At 57.3% G+C, this 18961-nt stretch carries 26 protein-coding genes and 2 pseudogenes; 8 read left to right on the forward strand and 20 right to left on the reverse strand.

Translation table 11 applies throughout. The features are described from left to right. Positions 1 to 77: 77 nt before the first annotated feature. On the reverse strand, positions 78 to 515 hold the full coding sequence (locus P775_RS27065) for a DMT family transporter (RefSeq protein ID WP_099913901.1): 438 nt from the start codon (positions 513 to 515) through the stop codon (positions 78 to 80). After that, on the reverse strand, positions 512 to 1036 hold the full coding sequence (locus P775_RS27070; protein WP_099913902.1) for a GNAT family N-acetyltransferase: 525 nt from the start codon (positions 1034 to 1036) through the stop codon (positions 512 to 514). Before P775_RS27070 ends, P775_RS27065 begins: the two co-directional genes overlap by 4 nt. Between P775_RS27070 and P775_RS27075 the strand changes: the two genes are divergently transcribed. The 5 genes from P775_RS27075 (at position 1035) to rpsU (ending at position 4670) form a co-directional block, all read left to right on the forward strand. Continuing rightward, positions 1035 to 1652 (forward strand): helix-turn-helix domain-containing protein, encoded by a 618-nt coding sequence (locus P775_RS27075; RefSeq protein WP_099913903.1) that lies wholly within the window; start codon positions 1035 to 1037, stop codon positions 1650 to 1652. The two genes, P775_RS27070 and P775_RS27075, sit on opposite strands and share 2 nt — an antisense overlap. Positions 1653 to 1964: 312 nt before the next feature. Next, positions 1965 to 2897: a sulfurtransferase gene (locus P775_RS27080; RefSeq protein WP_099913904.1), complete on the forward strand. Its 933-nt coding sequence runs from the start codon at positions 1965 to 1967 to the stop codon at positions 2895 to 2897. Continuing rightward, the gene (locus P775_RS27085) at positions 2894 to 4024 is read left to right on the forward strand and encodes a YeeE/YedE thiosulfate transporter family protein (RefSeq protein WP_245875886.1); all 1131 of its coding nucleotides are present in this window, start codon (positions 2894 to 2896) and stop codon (positions 4022 to 4024) included. The genes P775_RS27080 and P775_RS27085 overlap by 4 nt, the downstream gene beginning before the upstream one ends. Beyond that, complete coding sequence (locus P775_RS28330; protein WP_180287602.1) at positions 4021 to 4185, forward strand: hypothetical protein; 165 nt, start codon at positions 4021 to 4023, stop codon at positions 4183 to 4185. Before P775_RS27085 ends, P775_RS28330 begins: the two co-directional genes overlap by 4 nt. A gap of 284 nt (positions 4186 to 4469) precedes the next feature. Beyond that, entirely contained in the window at positions 4470 to 4670 is a 201-nt protein-coding gene (gene rpsU, locus P775_RS27090; protein ID WP_099913905.1) for a 30S ribosomal protein S21, read from the forward strand. A gap of 233 nt (positions 4671 to 4903) precedes the next feature. Here the strand turns inward: rpsU and P775_RS27095 are convergent, their stop codons facing one another. From P775_RS27095 to P775_RS29330, 3 genes and pseudogenes are all read right to left on the reverse strand, one after another. Then, positions 4904 to 5701 carry a glycoside hydrolase family 25 protein gene (locus P775_RS27095; protein ID WP_099913906.1) on the reverse strand — a complete coding sequence of 266 codons (798 nt, stop codon included), beginning with the start codon at positions 5699 to 5701 and terminating at the stop codon, positions 4904 to 4906. After that, positions 5701 to 6257: pseudogene (locus tag P775_RS27100) on the reverse strand (iron-containing alcohol dehydrogenase). The gene P775_RS27095 and the pseudogene P775_RS27100 overlap by 1 nt, the downstream one beginning before the upstream one ends. A 24-nt stretch (positions 6258 to 6281) precedes the next feature. Then, positions 6282 to 6716 (reverse strand): ABC transporter permease, encoded by a 435-nt coding sequence (locus tag P775_RS29330; protein WP_245875893.1) that lies wholly within the window; start codon positions 6714 to 6716, stop codon positions 6282 to 6284. Here P775_RS29330 and P775_RS29335 point away from each other — a divergent pair. Then, positions 6663 to 6977, forward strand: coding sequence for a helix-turn-helix domain-containing protein (locus tag P775_RS29335; RefSeq protein WP_245875892.1), 315 nt, complete (start codon positions 6663 to 6665; stop codon positions 6975 to 6977). The two genes, P775_RS29330 and P775_RS29335, sit on opposite strands and share 54 nt — an antisense overlap. A 616-nt stretch (positions 6978 to 7593) precedes the next feature. On the opposite strand, the gene P775_RS27115 is transcribed toward P775_RS29335, so the two are convergent. Next, positions 7594 to 8229: a PEP-CTERM sorting domain-containing protein gene (locus P775_RS27115; RefSeq protein ID WP_099913908.1), complete on the reverse strand. Its 636-nt coding sequence runs from the start codon at positions 8227 to 8229 to the stop codon at positions 7594 to 7596. Between the two features lie 548 nt (positions 8230 to 8777). On the opposite strand from P775_RS27115, the gene P775_RS27120 reads away from it, so the two are divergent. Beyond that, positions 8778 to 9272 (forward strand): hypothetical protein, encoded by a 495-nt coding sequence (locus tag P775_RS27120; RefSeq protein WP_099913909.1) that lies wholly within the window; start codon positions 8778 to 8780, stop codon positions 9270 to 9272. Between the two features lie 270 nt (positions 9273 to 9542). On the opposite strand, the gene P775_RS29340 is transcribed toward P775_RS27120, so the two are convergent. The 9 genes from P775_RS29340 to P775_RS27165 all read right to left on the reverse strand — a co-directional run bounded on the left by P775_RS29340 (position 9543) and on the right by P775_RS27165 (position 14725). Next, positions 9543 to 10091, reverse strand: coding sequence for a hypothetical protein (locus P775_RS29340; protein WP_245875888.1), 549 nt, complete (start codon positions 10089 to 10091; stop codon positions 9543 to 9545). A 230-nt stretch (positions 10092 to 10321) separates the two neighbouring features. Beyond that, the gene (locus P775_RS27135) at positions 10322 to 10504 is read right to left on the reverse strand and encodes a hypothetical protein (RefSeq protein ID WP_099913910.1); all 183 of its coding nucleotides are present in this window, start codon (positions 10502 to 10504) and stop codon (positions 10322 to 10324) included. Between the two features lie 49 nt (positions 10505 to 10553). Further along, on the reverse strand, positions 10554 to 10838 hold the full coding sequence (locus P775_RS27140) for a hypothetical protein (protein ID WP_143521013.1): 285 nt from the start codon (positions 10836 to 10838) through the stop codon (positions 10554 to 10556). 292 nt (positions 10839 to 11130) lie between these two features. Further along, positions 11131 to 11298, reverse strand: coding sequence for a hypothetical protein (locus P775_RS28340; protein ID WP_180287605.1), 168 nt, complete (start codon positions 11296 to 11298; stop codon positions 11131 to 11133). Between the two features lie 272 nt (positions 11299 to 11570). Next, a complete protein-coding gene (locus P775_RS27800) occupies positions 11571 to 12227 on the reverse strand; it encodes a hypothetical protein (protein ID WP_143521014.1) in 657 nt (218 codons plus the stop codon). Positions 12228 to 12233: 6 nt separating this feature from the next. After that, positions 12234 to 12980 (reverse strand): hypothetical protein, encoded by a 747-nt coding sequence (locus tag P775_RS27805; RefSeq protein WP_143521015.1) that lies wholly within the window; start codon positions 12978 to 12980, stop codon positions 12234 to 12236. Positions 12981 to 13288: 308 nt separating this feature from the next. Next, the gene (locus P775_RS27810; RefSeq protein ID WP_143521016.1) at positions 13289 to 13549 is read right to left on the reverse strand and encodes a hypothetical protein; all 261 of its coding nucleotides are present in this window, start codon (positions 13547 to 13549) and stop codon (positions 13289 to 13291) included. A 9-nt stretch (positions 13550 to 13558) separates the two neighbouring features. Then, positions 13559 to 14038 (reverse strand): hypothetical protein, encoded by a 480-nt coding sequence (locus P775_RS27160; protein ID WP_099913915.1) that lies wholly within the window; start codon positions 14036 to 14038, stop codon positions 13559 to 13561. A gap of 24 nt (positions 14039 to 14062) precedes the next feature. Then, positions 14063 to 14725, reverse strand: a complete 663-nt coding sequence (locus P775_RS27165) for a recombinase family protein (protein WP_245875889.1) — start codon at positions 14723 to 14725, stop codon at positions 14063 to 14065. A gap of 610 nt (positions 14726 to 15335) precedes the next feature. Here P775_RS27165 and P775_RS27175 point away from each other — a divergent pair. Beyond that, a pseudogene (locus P775_RS27175) lies at positions 15336 to 16078 on the forward strand (IS5 family transposase). An 84-nt stretch (positions 16079 to 16162) separates the two neighbouring features. On the opposite strand, the gene P775_RS27180 reads toward P775_RS27175, so the two are convergent. The 5 genes from P775_RS27180 to P775_RS28345 form a co-directional block, all read right to left on the reverse strand. Further along, positions 16163 to 16483 carry a hypothetical protein gene (locus P775_RS27180; protein WP_218967774.1) on the reverse strand — a complete coding sequence of 107 codons (321 nt, stop codon included), beginning with the start codon at positions 16481 to 16483 and terminating at the stop codon, positions 16163 to 16165. A gap of 112 nt (positions 16484 to 16595) precedes the next feature. Further along, positions 16596 to 16865, reverse strand: coding sequence for a hypothetical protein (locus P775_RS27185; protein ID WP_099913918.1), 270 nt, complete (start codon positions 16863 to 16865; stop codon positions 16596 to 16598). Between the two features lie 418 nt (positions 16866 to 17283). Then, positions 17284 to 17646: a hypothetical protein gene (locus P775_RS27190; RefSeq protein ID WP_099913919.1), complete on the reverse strand. Its 363-nt coding sequence runs from the start codon at positions 17644 to 17646 to the stop codon at positions 17284 to 17286. Between the two features lie 101 nt (positions 17647 to 17747). Then, positions 17748 to 18548: a M15 family metallopeptidase gene (locus P775_RS27195; RefSeq protein WP_099913930.1), complete on the reverse strand. Its 801-nt coding sequence runs from the start codon at positions 18546 to 18548 to the stop codon at positions 17748 to 17750. A 147-nt stretch (positions 18549 to 18695) separates the two neighbouring features. Continuing rightward, a partial coding sequence (locus P775_RS28345; RefSeq protein ID WP_180287606.1) for a hypothetical protein occupies positions 18696 to 18961 on the reverse strand: 266 nt, incomplete at its 5' end.

Below are 18961 nucleotides of genomic sequence, written 5' to 3' on the forward strand. Positions count from 1 at the left end.
AAAAGGGCCGCCTTTTGCATCCGATGCGCGTGCTTTGCGGCCTGTGCGTCGGGGTTGCTCGGGCGTCTGGTAAAGCCTCAGGCCCTGCCGGTTGCGACCAGCCCCGCCCCGGCGGCCAGCAGCACCGCGCCAAGAATCGATTGCCAGCCAATCTGGCCACTGCGCCAGGCATCGAACAGCAGGCCGCTGATGAGCTGGCTGGCCACAAGAGTCGATATGGTGATGCCCGCCCCGAAACGCGCATAGCCCTGCAGGCTTGCCAGCACATAGAGAGTGCCCAGCAGCCCGGGCACGATAAACCACCAGTGGGCAGCGTCAGACAGGCGTTGGAACGGTCGCAGCCCGCCCGTCGACAGGACCATCACCGTCAGCACGGTCAGCCCAACCACAGAATTCAGCCACAGCGCCGCCCAGATCGATCCAGAGATGGCGCGCGCCTGAACCATAAGAACGTTCTGCAGCACGAGGGCCGAGCCGCCGGCAAGCAAGAGACAGCAGACGATCAGCGGATTCATCGGCCCTGTCCCGGCTCTGTGCGTTCATCCAGACGCCGCTGCATGAAGACAAGGTCGAGCCAGCGCCCGAACTTGGTCCCGACCTCGTGCATGTGACCCACCTGCGCAAAGCCGTGGCGTTCATGCAGCCGGATCGAGGCGGTGTTTGATCCTTCGATGCCGGCAATCATGACATGTTTGCCCAGCGCGACCGCACGGTCGATCAGAGCAGGCAACAGCAGGTTGGCAACACCCTTGCCGCGCTGATCGGCCCGCACGTAGATTGAATGTTCGATGCTGTGGCGGTATCCGTCCCAGGCGCGCCAGTCGCCAAAGCTTGCGTAGGCGACCGTCTCATCCGTGCTCGGATCGCGGGCGACCAGCACGGGATAGCCCAAATCAAGCCTTTGCTGCCACCAGTCGTGCCGGTTTGCCAGATCGACCGGACTGTCGTTCCAGATTGCGGCAGTGTGGATGACGGCATCGTTGTAAATGTCTAGGATGGCGGGAAGATCCCTTTCCTGAGCGTCGAGAATATTCATGGCAGACTCATCCAATGACGGTGCAAATGTCGATCCGTCCAATATATTGGACGAACAGGCGCGCTGTCTAGCAAAACGTATTCATCAGGAACGCATCGCACGGTCCTGGTCGCTGAGTGATCTGGCAGATCGGTCGGGCGTGTCGCGGGCCATGGTGCATCGGGTCGAAACCGGTGTCTCCAGCCCGACGGCGGCTCTGCTGGGGCGCTTGTCCGGGGCGTTTCAGATCAGCCTGTCCGACCTCTTGCGCGTGGGACCGGCAGAGGCGCAAACCCGGCTGATGCGCGCGGGCGAACGCCCTGTCTGGAACGATCCGGAAACGGGCTATGTCCGCGAACAGATTGCCGCCCGGGCGCGGTCAGATGAGACAGCTGCGCAGGGAATGGACATCACAAAGGTCCGGCTGCCGCCCGCCGCCCGCGTCGCCTATCCGCCCGAGGCGTTCAGCTTTATCCAGCAGGCCATCTGGGTTCTGAAGGGTCGTCTGTGTTTCACCGAGGGTGAGACGGTGCATGACCTTGCCGCGGGCGATTGTCTGACGCTTGGCTCACCCGATCACTGCGCCTTCGAGAACCGAACGGACCAGCCCTGCGAATATATCGTGATCGTGTCCTGACGCAGAGTGCGGTGGCAGGGCTGACTGGCGCCTGAGCGTGGACATTGCCCTGATCCGGCGGTCGCCTTGCCCCATTCGCGGTCGTGGCCAACGTCGCGGGCAGAGGTCAAAAAGAACCCTGTTCCATCTTTGCAATGCCCAGCGCCACGATGTTCCCTTGACGTCGGTCCCGAAGGCGCCCCTGTTGCCCCCATGGGGACACGCGCAGGAAACGGTTCCCATACAAGGCGGACAAACATGACAGACCACCTTGAAACACAGCGTCACTTCCTAAATCTGGGGGGAACACATCATTTATTTTAGGAGGTCCCGATGCAACGGATCATTCTGTCTATCGCGACTGGCCTCGCTGCGCTTGTTGCCACAACGGCACTGGCGAAGGATCTGGGCCCGCTGATCACCCCTGCCGAACTGGTGCAAGAGGCGCAAGGCCCGCTCATCCTCGATATTCGTGCCAAGGGGTATGAGCAGGGGCATATCGACGGCGCGGTTCTTGCGCCCTATGGTCTTTTCCGGGGACCGGACAACAATCCCGGGGCGGTGCCGCCGGTTGCTGACCTTGAAGCGACCTATGAAAAGCTGGGTCTTGATCCCGCCCGCCCGGTGGTCATCGTGTCGCAAGGCGATACCGACACCGATTTTGGCGCGTCGGCGCGAGTCTACTGGACGCTGAAAAGTTCCGGTTTCAGCGACCTGTCTATCCTGAACGGCGGTGCAACTGCCTGGGTCAATGCGGGCCTGCCCCTGTCGACAGATGCGGTGACGCCCACAGCAACCGATCTGGACATCACCTGGAACGATACATGGACCGCCGACATCGCCGCCGTAGAGCGCGTCGTCGCGGGCGAGGATAGTGGCAAGCTGATCGACGCCCGCCCGCCCGCCTTTTTCGAAGGCAAGATGGCGCATGAGGCTGCGGCCCGTCCCGGCACCCTGCCCGGCGCGCAAAGCCTGCCCTATACGGAATTCTTCCGTCCCGGGGCCACCGCCATCGGCGCCGATACGGATGTCGCCGCGCTGCGCGCAAAGCTTGGCATCGAGCCGGGAGACGCTGTGGTGTCGTTCTGCAATACCGGCCATTGGGCGGCAACCGACTGGTTCGCCATGTCCGAACTTGCCGGAATCGAGAATGTGAAACTTTATCCCGGATCGATGGTCGAATATTCGCAGACCGATGGTGACATGCAGAACCAGCCGGGGTTGCTGCGCAATCTGCTCAACCAGATCACCGGTGGCAGCCTGTGACACTTGCCTCTGAGCAACAGACAGCCCGGCCCGGCGCCGGGTTGACCCGCGCCGGGCTGATCGGGGCGACGCTGATCTTCGTGGCGCTTGTCGCCCTGTTCGCCGGGGCGAGGTTCGGGCTGATGCTGTTGATCGGCCTTGGCTTTGGCATCGCGCTAGAGGGGCTGCGGTTCGGTTTTGCCGGGCCGTGGCGTGCCATGATCCTGCGGCGCGAACCGGCGGGCATTCTGGCGCAGCTTCTGGCCATCGCACTGGTGGCTTGCGTCGCGATCCCGCTGCTTGCCGCCTATCCCGGAGAGCTGGGCGGCGCGCAGGCGCCCATCGGCTGGGCGATGATCGGCGGTGCCTTTGTCTTTGGCGCGGCGATGCAGGTGGTGCTGGGCTGCGGATCGGGGACCTTGATCAATGCGGGCTCGGGCAATCCGGTGGGCTTGCTGGCGCTGCCCTTCTTCGCAATCGGCAGCTTTGCCGGTGCCTATCACCTGATCTGGTGGACGGACCTGGGTGCCCTGCCGATCCTGACCTTGCGCGGCACAGCCGGGCTGGTGGTGACGCTGGTGGGCCTGGCCCTGCTTGCGGGTCTGTTCTGGGCACTTGGCAAACCCGGCTCGCGCGGGATCCCCGCACGTTATCTGGTGGCGGCGCTTGCACTGGCCGCGCTCGCCATTGCAAACCTCGTGGTTGCAGGCCAGCCTTGGGGGGTGGTTTACGGCCTTGGCCTCTGGGCGGCCAAAGGCGCGGTGTCGCTTGGTGCGGATCTGTCCGGTTCGCCGTTCTGGTCCGCTGCGGGATCGGTTGAGCGCCTGAACACCAGCCTGCTTACGGATTACACATCGCTCACCAATTTCGGGATGATTGCCGGTGCCTTTTGCGTGGCGGCCTGGCGGCGGGGCGGGCTCGATAAGGCCTTGCCGTCCTATCCGATGCGGGCCTGGGTTGCGACCATCCTTGCGGGCCTCGTGCTCGGCTATTCCTCGCGGATTGCCTTTGGCTGCAATGTCGGGGCGTTCTTTTCCGGGATCGGCACAGGCAGCCTGCACGGCTGGGTCTGGTTCGTGGCGGCGTTTGCAGGCGCCTTTGTAGGGATTCGCATCCGGTCCGTCGTCGGTTTGGAGGCGCGCACATGACCCGTCGTCTGACCGCTTCGCTGACAATGGTCGGGATCTTTGTCCTGATCGGATTGGATCTTGCGGGTGATCCGCCAAATCCCTATCGCGCTCCGCCCTTTATCGCACTTGGCTCCGGCGTTGCAGCCTCTGGCGGGTTTTGCGGCGCTTTGCCCGACTGAGGCGCCGCGCCAAGACACTGAAGCGCCTGATGAAATCTGCAAGGGCCCGCCACCCTGTGGCGGGTCTTTGCCGCCCGCCCCCCGCAAGCACGTCATTCTCAGGGCACGCGTCGGGGCAAATCCTTGCGACAATCGGGAATTACCCGGTTACAATATCGCCCAATTCCGCAATTGCACAACAGAATTAGAAACAACTGCAGACTCGACAAGGAAAGATCAACTTGCTAACGAGCGTTCCAGTGCAATACAGTGCAATTCCCTACAAGAAAGATGGTCAAACCCACATGCAGGTCAGTGTTCGCGACAACAATGTCGATCAAGCCCTCCGGGCTCTGAAGAAAAAGCTCCAGCGCGAAGGCGTGTTCCGTGAGATGCGTCTCAAGGAGCAGTTCGAAAAGCCGTCCGAGAAAAAGGCGCGCGAGAAAGCTGAAGGCATTCGCCGTGCTCGCAAACTGGCGCGCAAGAAGCTCGAACGCGAATCGTAATCTAACGCTCGCCTCTTGCGAAGTTTCAAACCCCGTGGCCTCCAGGCGGCGGGGTTTTCGTTTTGGCGGCGCGTTTTCGCGCGCGCCCCTCCGGTTCTGCGCCAATCTCCATCGCACGGCAGGAGCAGGCAGGATGGCAACGGACGCGGGTGACCTGGCCTGTCATCAGACAGGCACCGAATTATTTGACCAGAGAATTTTGGGGCAGCGCGTCTGTCCCGAACAGGCCCGCCTCAGCGCGCCCAAGTCCGCCACTGTTCCAGCGATCCGGCAAAGACGTTGATGTCCACCGGGCGGTCGATCCCCGGCACGATCCCGGTGCCGGTGTATTGCCAGAACGACCAGAGCATTCCGGGATAAACCTCGCGCGGATGCGCCGCGACAGAGCGCAGCCAGAATTCGGTGCGGGGCAACTGCCCGATGCCGGTTTCCTGAAAGAAATCGACCGTCGTATAGACCAGCGGCCGCCGCCCATAGTGCCGTTCCAGAATGTCGAGAAAGATCATCGCTTCGGCGCGGACCTCTGTGCCCGTGGGACGGCGGGTGCAAGTTGGCGAGCGATGGTTCCATTCCATATCCAGCACAGCTGGCAGTGCGCCCGGGTCCTTGGGCACATTGCCGATGAACCACTGCGCCTGTTCTGCCGCGGGACGGCAGAAGTAGAAATAGTGATAGGCGCCGTAGCGCACCCCGGCACGCCGGGCACCGTCGCGGTAGGTCGTGAACATCGGGTCCCGCAGATCCCCGCCTTCAGTGGCTTTCATATAGGCAAAGGTGACACCGGCCGCGCGGGCACGGTCCCAATCCACGGCGCCCTGCCAGCGCGACACATCGATGCCATGCACAGGATAGCGGCGCGGAACGTCACCCACGCCGTCATGCGGATGACTGTCGTAAAAGCCCGGGTGGGTGTGGACAACCGATGCCGGTGGCACGGGGCTGCGCCTGTCGGATCCTGCGCCGCAGGCCGACAGCGCCCCGCACAAAAGCGCCATAAGAACCGCAAGCTGCGTCCTCCTTTGGTATGCCATCAACTGCTCGCTCCCCCTTGCCCCGCACGGCCTGTCCCGACCCCGCTGAGTTGGCAAAGCATGACACGGCCAAGAGGCGCGTCAAGATGCTGGCGATCACATCGCAATCGGATGGCCCCGGGGTGGCGCTGCACAGGCACCGCTGCAACCCGGCGCCAATTGTCGCCCAGATCCTCAAACTCCAGAATCGGGCGGTCCTGTCCGGCCATCATCGCCGCAGCCTTGGCCGCATCCATGGCAGAGCCGCCGCCGATCGCGATCACGCAGTCATGCGCCCCGGTCTTCAGCGCCGCGACACAGTCTGCGACATTATCGGTGGTCGGTTGGGCTGCACCGCAGAGAACATAGCAAAGAGGATGCCGGCCGCCTGCAAACCGGCCCGCGCCCAGGCTATGCTGTCCGACACCGCAAGCCCCCGGTCGGTAACGATCAGCGGGGATGTACCACCAATTTCTTGCAGGGCGGCGAGCAGATCGCGCAGACACCCTGCACCGAACCAGACAAGGGTCGGGAAACTCCGGCGGCTTTGCACTGTGCTCCAGTCGCGTGTGGACATGGGATTACTCCGTTCTAAAGGTCATCAACAGCGGCAGGGGATCAGCCCGGTTCGGCCAGGCGGGCCCGTCGGCGGCGCGCAGCGCCCTTGCGGATCCCGTCCACGGCAAAGATCAGCAGCAATGCGGGCAGAAAGGTCACCGCCGATGCCCAGCAGGGTCGCAAACAGCGTGGCACAGATCGCCAGAAGCGCCGAATTCGACGACGCCCGCCAGAAATCGCGATCCGCCAGCAGTTCGCTGAACCAGCGGGTCGAAAAGCTTTGAATCGGCCAGGACAGGAACCGGCTTTCCGTAAAGGAAAACAGTACCTGCGTGGCGATGGGGATGTAGAAGAACACCAGAACCGCCGCGACAAAGCCGTAAAGCAGGATATTCCTCGGCCGCGATCGGCGCGATCGCTGGACATCAGCGACGAAACCGTCAAGGTCCATCGCAAAAACGCCTATCGCAAGCTTCACCTGTCCTCTCAGGCGCAGCTCTTTTCACTGTTCATCGGGGCGCTGGAACCGGGGGTGAATGTCGCAGGGACCGCGGCCACAGCCGGGTCAGCCAGCCGACTGTCCAGCGGTCAGATCGGGCAAGTCCCGGCAGGGAAACGCATTCATTTCTTCGCACGGTCTGCGACGCATACTGTGATGTTCGGAAAATGGTGCACCCGACTGGATTCGAACCAGTGGCCTCTGCCTTCGGAGGGCAGCGCAAGACTACAAGTTCGTTAAAGGTTCACTCTTTAGACCCTATTTATACCACTCTAATGCGAGATAAATATCTCTATTCCGCACCGAAGCCGCACCAAATCTATCGGCGCAGTCATCAGCCTCTGAACCGCCACTTTTTCTACCTGATGCCCAACTATCCGCCTGAAAAGACTAAGCGCGACACCACTAGTGTTCTGAACTCGACACAAGATTCCCATTGGCTGCGTGGTGTCTCACTTTCGGTGCATGAGACGTGATGACATCTGCCTTTACCTGAAGCCTGGAAAATCACCCACGCTCAAAGCTGCATTTCACGCCGACCAGCGCCACGTGGCTGAACGATTCTTCGCCGAGATCATGTCAAAGCGCATCTGACGCGCAGTTACAGAAGCGAAGCCGACCTAGAGACCGTCATCTACTACTATCCGTTGCAGCACAACGCCAAACCAAAGCCCTTCACATGGACCAAACCTGCATAGGACATCCTCTCCCGAGAATGACGCGCCCGGAACCCTCTCGATGAAATCTAGGGAAACCGGTAGCAAATGTCAGGCTCAGAGCAATAGTCATTTACGGATATCTCTGATCGTCAGAAGTAGGTTGCGCTACGGTGTGCCAACAACGGCCCCGCCATTGCTCAGACCCGCCGCCGCCGCGCACTCAACAGCGCCAGCGCTCCAGCCAGCAGGCCAATGCTGGCTGGAACCGGCACCACGGCAGGGGTGGCATCGAAAGCCACTTCGCTCAGATGCGTCCACTCACCGCCCGTCGTGATCATCACTAACAACCGCGCCGTCGGCGCGAGCCCCTGCAAATCTAGTGTGAAGCTGAATGGCGTGCTGCCTGAATTCACGGGGATCGAGGCCCCGATGCCATTTATCGAAAGCGCTTTGGGCTGTACGACACCGGCCTCCCCGTCCTTGTCATCGAAATAGAATGTCGCCGCATTGAAATCGGTCGGTCCGGCAAAATCGAACCCGATGACGATATTCTCAAGATCCCGCCAAGCCACGTAGGGGCCGCCGGGGTTGGGAGCGTTTTCGTAATAGCTATAGGTGTTGGGTGCCGCAAAGCCGTCCGTCAGCTCTCCGACGCCGCCAGAGTAACTGCTCTGCACACCGTTATTGACCACAACTCCTGTGTAACTGTCGTCCTGATAATAAGCGGTTATGCCGACGCTGGACATATCGTATGCAACCGGCTTGACCGTCGCCGCATGGCCCATGGTGCCTGCAAACAAAAGCGAAGCTGCAAAACCTGAAATGATTCTCACTGCAGATCCTTTCTTTGACCGACTCTCCTCAAGTGGCCAGCCGCTGGGCGTTAAGTTCGCTTGAACCTGCCCGCGGATCAAGCTTTTTTCTCTCAGCGCCGTGACTGTGGTCGCAGAAAGGCCCGGGGTCGGACGGACCGAGCTCTCGTTCAGCTGAGGGAGTATCCAGGCAATTTGCGGCCACGAACTCAACAAGAGCGCTCTCAGGCAGACGTTGCCACACAGCCTCTGGACAAAGCTGCCGGTCATCGGAGGGGCTTGTACCGCTCCTTTCAGCCCAAACTCGCCGGTCGAGCGGGCCGGGTTTGCAGATGCAGCATCTTGCCCGGACGGACGGTATATTGCGCCGGATAGTTACTCCACAATCAGGGTTTTCCGCCGCGCCCGCTCACAATGGACCTTACTATCAAATTCGAATTGCAAACATCAAAAAAAGAAATACTAATTCGAGATTAGCAAGGGTCGAAAAAAAGAAAAAACTTCCGAGCACACTTTACTAACCGAGCTCTTTGAAGATCCAACTCACACAAAAAGGCAGAAGTCTTCAAATGTTTTCAAAGTATACTTTCCTCCTCATCCCATTTCTGCTTACAGCCTGCGGCGGCACGCCTCCTTCGGCACCTCCGTTGAGCGCAGCCCAGATTAACTTGAAAAGCATGAGCCTCGCTGCTCAGCGATTTGACCAGTTCTGCATTGCTAGTATTGGCGGACCTCAGGATGGAGTTGATCTCGCGAACGCCTACTATAATGTGGAGGCGCTACCTAGTTTAGGTTCACTCAAGCTGAGCGGTAACATCTCAGGTGAGGATATCGGGATTCAGTATGACACTCAGAGAAGAGGTTGCATGGTGACGTCCTCGCAAGGGAAAGCTCCGAATGGAGACGACGAACTAAAATCCTTGGCAACAGCCTATGCCGCGCGAAATGGCGGCACAATAGAAGGTGGCGGGATGTTTGTTTATACGGTGAAGACGCCAACCACTACGGCCGCATTCCAGTATGCCGACACCCCAGACGGGCTTTATTTCCAAGTCGAATACTAAAAATTGCGCTAGAAGGCGCTACCTGAGCGAGACTGCTGATGCAAAACATCAGCAGTCTCGAAATTGCAATAACCGTTTTTAGAAGGCTGCCGAAAGCGGCCCTTGGCGCAGCCGCGGCGCAAGGGTCTTTGTACGCACAGCTGCCGCTTGCGCGAAACGCCGCAAGAGTTATTGACCGAGTGTTTTTGGTAACTACCGCCACGATGGTTGCAACCCACCCGCCCGGATTTTAGCGGCTGCAGCGAAACTTTTAACTTTTCTGGGCGCCGCTTAGTCCTTCGCAGCCATTGCCGACATAGGCGCCCTGCGCTTTTCCTGCGGTAGGTATGTTTCGAGAGCTTCGCGCACGTAGCGCTCGGCCAGGTTGTCGAGCACCCCGTCGCCTGGCACGAGGGCGCAGATCGCATCGGGCACGGATCTTTGCACATGCGCGAGCGCGAGATCCTTGAGCACGCCTAGACCCACCTCAAGACCATGGCGCAAAGCCGCTTTGGCACCCGACAGCATCGCGGAATGCAGCGCCGCCGCGTGCTTTTCCTCAATCCTGATGCCGGTTGCCGCCTGAAACGCGCCCACCCCGCGATTGATCGCGAATGTCAGCAACGTCAGGGACCTTCCGGCTTGAATTGGGAACCAATCCAAATACAGATAAGCTAAGTCATTGAAATTATGGTAGGTGATGACGGGCTCGAACCGCTGACATCTTCGGTGTAAACAAACCGACCATTGCCCAAGGTACTGATAAGTTACTGACAGCATACTTTGTAAAAGGCGCATGTTCTCTGTTTGGCCAAGGTTTTCTGGTTCACTCAGGTTCACTGAACCACTGCACACTTCGCAAAAATGGAGGATAGCGCTGGCAGGAACCACACCGTTGGTAAGGGTGAGGTCGGGAGTTCAATCCTCCTTCACAGCACCATCCAAACCCCTTATAAATATAGCTAAAAACTCAAATTTAGCCGTATTGGATTTTTGCATATGTGGCAGAACGTGGCAAGAACACGCACCAGCTATTGGCACAAAACTGACACAAGGAATTCTGACCAAAATCACGACTGCCGAATGATTCGCGCACCATGCTGCAGCGCGACAGAATGTGCAGGCGCAAGGCTTTCCAGCTCAGCCTCATAAATCGGCAGCGCCAATGAGAAATTCTCGGCCGGGGTATCTTTGATGATCCGACCATTTTCGTCACGAATGACGACGCGATGATCGGCATGACCTTTTGACACTTAGTAACCCCTCAAGTAACTCGAATGCGATGCACCTGCATTCTGGTCACTATTGCTGCCATTGCGTAACGCGACCGTTTTCAGTGTAAATGTATTGACTTAAGCTGATCACGATCTGCTCGGTGTCACCGTAGATGCCACCTGACGAGTTGATTGATTCATACGGGCCCCAAGAGCAAACAGCCACGTATGTTTTCATACCGGTCCGTATCGTTTCGGAAGAAATATCTTCAAGCTCCTGGTTAGTCAGGGCACCGCGCTTAACAAGCTCAGCCAAGTACGGAGAGTTGCCTTCGGCAGATGAGTGCAGCTGGCAAAGCTCCAAGTTATCCATGAGCGCTATCTGTTCAGGCGTTTTGACTTCGCATCCAGTAAGCACGAAAGATGCGACTGCCGTGATTGCCAAGTATCTTGTGTACGAAAATATCAATCTAAATTCCTTTGCGAGTATGAAACATAGCGCACCATCTTTGATAGGAGCTTGTATTGTCAATCTTCGCTTGCACTCGCAAAAATGCCAGCGCGGCCTAGCGCCCTGTCAGATACCCTTTTTATACCAAGCGACCAATACGAAAATGACCACCGCGCCCAGCATACCACCCACAAATTCTTCCATCGCTTCGCTCCTAATCAGATTGTCCTACTGGTGTAGCCATAAACTCACGCGCCTTGTGCCAGCTATCCCAGAACACAGAGGCTGCGTTAGCGAACTGCTCTTTCGTCATGCCCTCACTGCTTCCGGCGCGAGCTGCCGCGATCAGGTGATCAGCAACGTCTTTAGGTTCATCATCCACCGGCTCGCTCCTATTGCGTCAGTGTTTAGGCTTTGGTGGCGCCACCGTGAGAGGAGCCGATGCAACCGGATAGATAGACCCCCGCGGGTCTATATTTTCGCGGGCATGGCGCTCACGAGCCTCACTGTCCAGCCGATCAAAATGGCGCAGCAATTCATCCAGAGCGCGGAGACGAACCTGCGTCATGCCCCCTGCATATCCGCGCGGAGGATTTGAAACCGCATCCCTAAGATGCTACAAAGATTTTGCAAAACTCATCAGCCTCGCCTCCTTTACTGGACTTCGCGTCCTTCCGCTCCGCCACCAAAGATCTGCCCTTGCGGCGAAGGTGGAAAAACGATCCCCTCAAAGTACGACGCCAAAATTCTGAGCGCTTCATCATACCGCTTCGCCGCCAAATCTTTGGAGGGTAGTTCACTCAAACCGATCCAAACTGTGCATGACATCATTCTTATTTTCACTCGCGACAGATCAATAGGCGAAACTTTCCATTCGAAGTATTGCAAGCCCGAAACCCTTGCCTTCACAAGTTTCTTCTCAAAGCCCTTCTGAAGCATCTCGTAATTCTCAAAGTGCGCCAAAGTAGGAAAGTTAAAGGCGAACTCGACGTAACCTCCAACTGCGAAACGGCTGCCTCCTTGATCACTTACAGCTTTTTCACATCCAATTGAAAAGAAGGGGCTGTCTCGTGAAGCAAAAAATCGAAGCAGCCGCTGCAACCCTGGCAAATCTCTTGCCTCCACTATCTCAGTTACACGATCAGGGTTATCTTTAAGGTCCACAAATCCGTAACCTAATGAATCCGATCTAAAATCCGGCCCATACGGAACGGGCTTCACTCGTTCATCTTGCGTTATATAGTTTTTAACTTTCAATTGACTAACTCCAAATAAACCATTCCCCAACGATGCTAGGATAATGGTTGTCAATATCCCTTAGAATTTCCACGCTGGCTTCCAGTCGTACCAGCTATCTGGGTTTCTATCAGTCTTATCGCCCGTGCTTTTGAGTTCGACATAGTCTTTGGTCTTATGCAGCCATAAAAAATCAAAGCGACGATCGCCGTAAGATGTGTCGATTATCATACCTCGCGGGCGATAGTGCCCAAACGTTAAAGGGCTGTCGGGCTTCCCTAGAACAATCCAGAATTTTGCACCGCACATATAAATTTTTGCGGCCAAGATAACGCCGGTCTTTTCGTCGACAAACGTCTCAATTTCTAATCCCTTCGCAAAGATTAAAGGTTCGTCCGACGTATATGGAAAATATAGCCCCCACCCGTCGTGACGATCAACGTCAGTGAGAAATTCCTTCCAAGTTTCAGGAATATTCCGTTTTGCATCCATTGCTAATCCAATAAGTAGCTTGACGCACCACTTTTCAAGATTATGTCCACCAAATTGCGCCCGATGTGGAACAGAAAGTGGCGCCTTATCAATCATGTGGATTCTCTTAAAAAAACACCCGGCAATAGTATCCAAATGGGATAGGCTAGAATTACGTTTCACACATAAATTCTTTCTTGTTATTGAGCCAATACCAAACCTTCCTAATTCCATCTTCTTTTGCCACGACATACCACCGATCATAATAGATCGGCCATCGGCGATCTGCTCAAGAATACTTTGCGAAATAAAGTGTTCGCGTGAAATTTTTCCACGACACTCTCCATAGCCCGACAAGATGCACTCACTCAGAGATCTACTCCTAGTCTAAGTCTTGTTCATTCTGGGCCTTACCTTTCGACGAAACTGTCGATCGAGATCAACCACTCCTATCTGGATTGCCCATCCGCAATCTTTGCGAGCAAAAGAATAGCAAACCCGACCGCCATGGCTACGGGCCCCTCCTTTAGCGTACGCGGGACAGAATAGTCAGGCTGCGGGCCATGCTGCAGCATCACAACAAAGGCAAAAGCTACTGAGATCACCCCGAGAGCGATTGCACCCCAACCAAAAATACGGGCTAGTCTTATCATTTTTAAAAACTCCTATTTTATTTTTTTGAAAAGTAGAATTGCCCCACTACGGTCTTTGTAAACCGTTGCACGCCCAATCCAATTACGCTTTACAAACTCACTGTAGCCTTTGGCCTGAAATGCACTCACGTTTTCCGGCCTTGACCATCGAGCTGTTTCAGGAGGCAGCAGACCAGCCACAAACGAGGAATCGATCACCAAAATGCGCCGTTTCCAAATTTTCTCGGCTATCTTGCCAAGCAACCCGAGAAAACCAAAAGATGGTTCAGCCATGCTTCACTCCTATTTGGATCGCTCTTCAGTAGCCTCAAATCGCCTCATAAGTTCTTTCATCAACGATTTAACTTTGTGCGCCTCATCCTGTGCATATCGAATTTTACCGCTATCTAGGAAAGCTTTTTCATGCATAATTTCGCGCCTTAGGCCCCTGAAATACTCGAGATTGGCCCGTAGATCAGCGTCCAGAAAACCGAGGAGTTCGAGCTTTGCCTCATAATCCTTGCGATCAATGTCCTTTGCCACTCTCTTTCCAAATCGCTCCGAAATAGTGAGATGGAGCTTGGCCTCTAACCACATGCCCGAAAAAGCGATATACACTAGCGCAAATTTAAAAGACCGATTGGTCGGATCAAGAGCGAATATCCAGCCCCCCCCATCTGGTCGCCGACGACGGATCGCCTTAAACGCCTCCTCCATGCTTTCAAACGCCTCTTCCGCGATTTGCTGATAGATATCTACATTCGTAATAATGGATGCTGCCACCAGCTGTCCGTCTCCTATCTGGATTCACTCACCGTGCACATCAGGCGCACGGCTCTCAGCATCCCAATCCTTCTGCCAGGCATAGTAAGCCGCGCGGCTGATGGTGGGCCCTTCAATCTTCTGCATAGCCTTCCAGACGGTGTTGCCGCGCTCTCCCTGGGCAAATAGTTCGATAGCGGCAGCAACCCGATCCTCCGTCATCGCCTTTGGCCTGCCTCCGACCTCACCGCGCTCCTTTGCGCGATCGATAGCAGCTTTTGTGCGCTCGCGGATCAGATCCCGTTCGAGTTCAGCAAAGACCGCCAGAAGGTGGATCATAGCCTTACCCATAGGCCCTGTCGTGTCGACACGCTCTGTCAGGCTGACAAAAGCAATGCCCCGCTCCGATAGCAGCTTGAGTGTGCCGAGGATGCCGCCAAGCGTGCGGCCGAGCCGGTCGAGCTTCCAAACGACGAACTCCCCACCATCATGCTGGCAGGCCCGAAGCGCGCGCATGAAAGCGGGTCGCGTCATGGACCCGCCACTCGCGCGATCGACATAGATCAGGGCCGGGTCGACACCATAGTTCTTCAAGGCTTGTATTTGCATGTCGGGGTTTTGTTCGGACGTCGAAACGCGGGCGTAACCGATCTTGGTCCCGGGCCGGTTTTCAGATTCAGACGTCATGTTCTTATGCGATCCCGCCAATGTTGCTGGATCAATATGGACTGAGTATCTGGACAGGACAAGCCAGACTGCGTATTGTCTTGAAACCTAGTCCAACTAATCTCGGTGGCCACTATGACCGGAATTGAAAGCATCGCTGCAGAACGTCAACGCCAGATCAAGGCGGAAGGCTGGACCGCAGCACACGACGACAGCCACGGTTGCGGCGCTATTGCGCTTGCCGCAGCGTCCTACGCGATGCACTTGGTTCGATCGAGGGAAAGTCGCGAAAAATAGTACAAAAATGCGACTTGGCTAAAGGTCTGGCCATGGTCGCGTGACTGGTGGAAACCCACGGACCCGCGCCGCGATCTGGTCAAGGCCGGGGCACTGACCACCGCCGAGATCGATCACCTCGACCGCGCTGAAAATGCGCGCATCAACGCTGAGGGCTGGCAAGACGCACCTAGCCGTATCCCCGATTGCGAATAATCCAACTAACCCCCTCGCGGCAATCCATTAAACGGCAATGTTAGGATTTTGGGCCAATGAAAATCGTATGAAGGCTGCTAAGGACTGTTGACGCTTGAGGATTCCCAAATCAGCTGCTGAGTGTTTCAAGGTTTCCAAATGGGAGGTAGCCTTGATCCGCATGACATTGACCGACACGCAATGGGCGATCATCGCCCCACACTGCCTTGGCCGGGACTGTGACCCGGGTCGCACCGGGCCTGACCCTCGGCTGTTCGTGGAAGCGGTGCTGTGGATAGCTCGAACCGGGTGTCCGTGGCGTGACCTGCCGGAGCAGTTCGGCAAGTGGAATTCGGTCTTCAAGCGCTTCCGCAGGTGGGTGAAAGCAGATGCATTCCCTCGCATGTTCACAGTGTTAGCTGAAGGCGTCGACTTCGAATACGCCATGATCGACGGCAGCATAGTCAAGGTCCACCGCCACGGACAGGGCGCAAAAGGGGGTCTCAGGCCCAGGCCATCGGGCGCTCTCGCGGCGGGATAACGACCAAGTGCATGGCCTTGAGCGATGCGCTCGGCAACCTCATCGACTTCCGCCTGCTGCCCGGGCAGGCCCACGATCTGCGCGGCACAGCGGCATTGATCGAAGGGTTGGCCTGCGACCAGTTCCTTGCCGACCGCGCCTTCGATGCAAACTGGGTGCGCGAGGCCCTGGCTGGCGCGGGGATCGAGGCGGTCATCCCGCCAAAATCCAACCGCCGATTTCCGCCAGAGTTTGACCGCGACACTTACAAGTGGCAGCACCTGATCGAGAACTTCTTCGGAAAGCTCAAGGAATACAGGGGGATCGCCATGCGCTGCTGTAAAACCGACGAAAGCTGCAGCGCTTTCATCGCCGTCGCCGCGACCGTCATTCGCCTACGATGAACGTCAACAGGCCTTAGCAAGCTCTGCAGTGCAGCCGCGGCTTAGATGTAGGCTCGGACACACAGGCGCAGGCATCCGAGGAACCTAGTCTGCATCAGCTTGCTTCCCTAAAATATCCAGAATGCGTTCAAGCCGTTGGTCCTGAGCATTGTTCACTTCTCTCTGAGCATTGATGGAGTCGATGACAGCGCCCATGGACCCAACACCGCTATCGAAACGGCCACTTCCAAATGAAAGAAGAGCGATCACGGAGCCGATTCCAGCGAGCAAGAGGAGGGCATTCTGCCACCAAGTAACCGGGTTCATTGCGTCAAGCTTTGCAATAACCTCCGCAAATCTGGCGTCATTTTGCGCTTTCACAGCATCCACGCTTCGGTCAAGGTAATTCTTTGTTTCCGAATCCACCTCTGATCCCCCTCCGTTACCGCCACCAAATTTGCTGCCCACGAACCGGGAAGAATCCGTATCGTGCTGCCTGCCATCCATTCTAAAAACGTTCGGCCGAACGCGCGAGGCCTCAGACATTGCCTTCCTTCCAACCCTTCAGATCTAGCATGCCATTCACTACAAGAGCTCCATCGCCACCATGCGCAATCAGCTGCATCATTTGGACAGTATTCATAGCGCTCCCCTCGAAGACAAACTCGCATTCTGAAATGGTTACGTCTGTCAGCTCGGGCGGGCGCCCTCCCTTGAAAACAAGCGTGCAATTTTCGAATGTTAAATTCTCGAACTTTTTGTAGTCGAGTTCGACGACCTCGCTCTTGATGACTTTCTGCTCGGCCATTTGCGCTCCTAAGTGACAACTTCACGCTAGGTATCATACTAAAATTTGTCAAATGTAAGCCCTCCTCACAAGATCATAATCGACTTCTGCTGCTGTTGCGCCGCTCTGTTATACAGCTCCGAGTGCTTACTAATTCTTAAGAACATATGCAGCGACCGCGTATGATGTTGTTGATTTATCGCAAGATCTGAGAGGGCAAAATGTCTGGCGGCGTTTCGGTAGCGGTATGGTAGATCCAGATCTCGTAGGAGCTGGCATTCGATATCATGGCGCTTTTCGGGGTTTGGCCTGTCGCACAGAGACGCGTCATGGCGTTTGCAGCTATCTTGACAGGTGCGTGAAATGCCTGTCCGCCCTATCATCATATCTTGGATGGGTCTCAGGGCTTGTCAGAACGCAATAGGCCGCAGCGACCAGGTCACTTTGCCTCGCCATATTTGGCGATCGACTGACGGGCATATCGATAGATCAGGTTGTCCAGCACATCGGGCAGTGGGGACATTTCGGCGAAGGCCTCGGGGGAGCTTTCCAGCATGTGCGCCTTCACATGCGCCTTGAAGGTCGCTGTTCCGGCCTGCAGGCCATGGGCGAGACCACTTTCGACGCCAGAGATGATCGAAGAATGGAACGTCGCGACAGCCCGCTCGCTGAGCTTGAGGCCGGTTGATGCCTGCAGCGCGCCTGCGATCCGATTCAGCACGAACATCAGCAGCGGGCCGAGGATCGCAACGAGCGTCGTCTGCATCGCGTCACTTGTAAGAACGTTTGCGATAATTTCCATGGTGGGTTCCTTTCAGCGCCAGGGGCGCTTTGAGGCGGCCGCAGCCGCAGAGAAGGCCAGCGCAAAGCGCCAGTCTGTGATGGGGAACAGCGGGAAGCGGATCACATCCGGGCGCGCTGAAAATGCATGGCGTCAGCACCCCAGAGGCGAAGCGCCGGCAGCCACTCATTGGCCTGCATGATGTCGAGCAGCGGCTTGTACGCCGCGCCACAGAACAGCGCGTGTGGGCAGCGCAGGCGCAGCGCGTTGGGCGCGGCATAGAAGTCGACGGCGCAGCCGTAGGAGTGCATCGACCAGCTGGCGCCCCCACGCATCCGCCGCTCGACGTAAGACCCTGCAAAGCGATCGATCCCAAGATCGCGCATGTCGTCACTGCCATAGTGATCAAAGACAGCCAGCAGAGCTCGCTCAAGAGAGGCTGCGGCCTTGGCATGCACGCGGATCCGGCGGGTGGTCTGATCAAGCGCCCAGTCGATACGCAGATCGAAGGGCAGCGTGACATAGACCAGCTGGTTGCGGATCTCATCCGTGCCGGGCTGCCCGTAGTAGGTCGAACACTCGGCCTGTGTCGGGATGCTGGCAGCGTCGGGCTGATGTGGCGATGCGACCCGCTCCACTGCGGCCGAGGCCCCTGCCCGCGCGCTGCGCCAGGCGGTAAGCGCCTCGGCCGTGTTGTGACCGGCGTAGCCATCCACAAGACCCGCCTCGAAGCCCTGGGCATTCAGGATGCGCTGACCGGCTGCGATCAAGCGTCGGGCCTTTGACCAGGACGTAGAGTCTGCAGCCGCGTTGCGTTCGGTGACCGCGACGGCCGCCATGGTTTTCGGCCCCGGATCGCCATCAATCGCGGAGGTGTAGTAGCTCGCAGAGGCCAGAAGCATCTGCACATCGGTCGGGGTCATGGTCATCTCCAATGCAAAAAGCCCCGCACGATGGCGGGGCCGGATGGGTCATTTGTGATTTTGGTTCAGATCTTCTGTGGGGCTTGGACTCGCCCTCTCTGGCGTCCGGCACGAGCCAGCCTCAGGACCCGCCAGGCGCGGCACTTGTCAGCCGCGCCGGTCCTTGAGGATGGCCAGATCCCTTTCCAACCGTTCAAGCCGGTCAAGAGCCTCATCCAGATCGCGGCGTTCGCCAGCACCCCACATGCAGGTGACCGGCGTCACGGCTTCGGCGAGCGCATCCTCTGCCGTGGCCCCGCGAATGCGCCCCTTGATCACCGCCCAGACCACAAGCCCGACGAAGGTGATCAGGATGAAATTCGACAGGCCAAGCCGTAGGAACGCGTCGGTCACGGCCTCGATTGTCTCAGCGA

The organism is Puniceibacterium antarcticum (genome assembly GCF_002760615.1).
GTDB classification, from domain to species: domain Bacteria; phylum Pseudomonadota; class Alphaproteobacteria; order Rhodobacterales; family Rhodobacteraceae; genus Puniceibacterium; species Puniceibacterium antarcticum.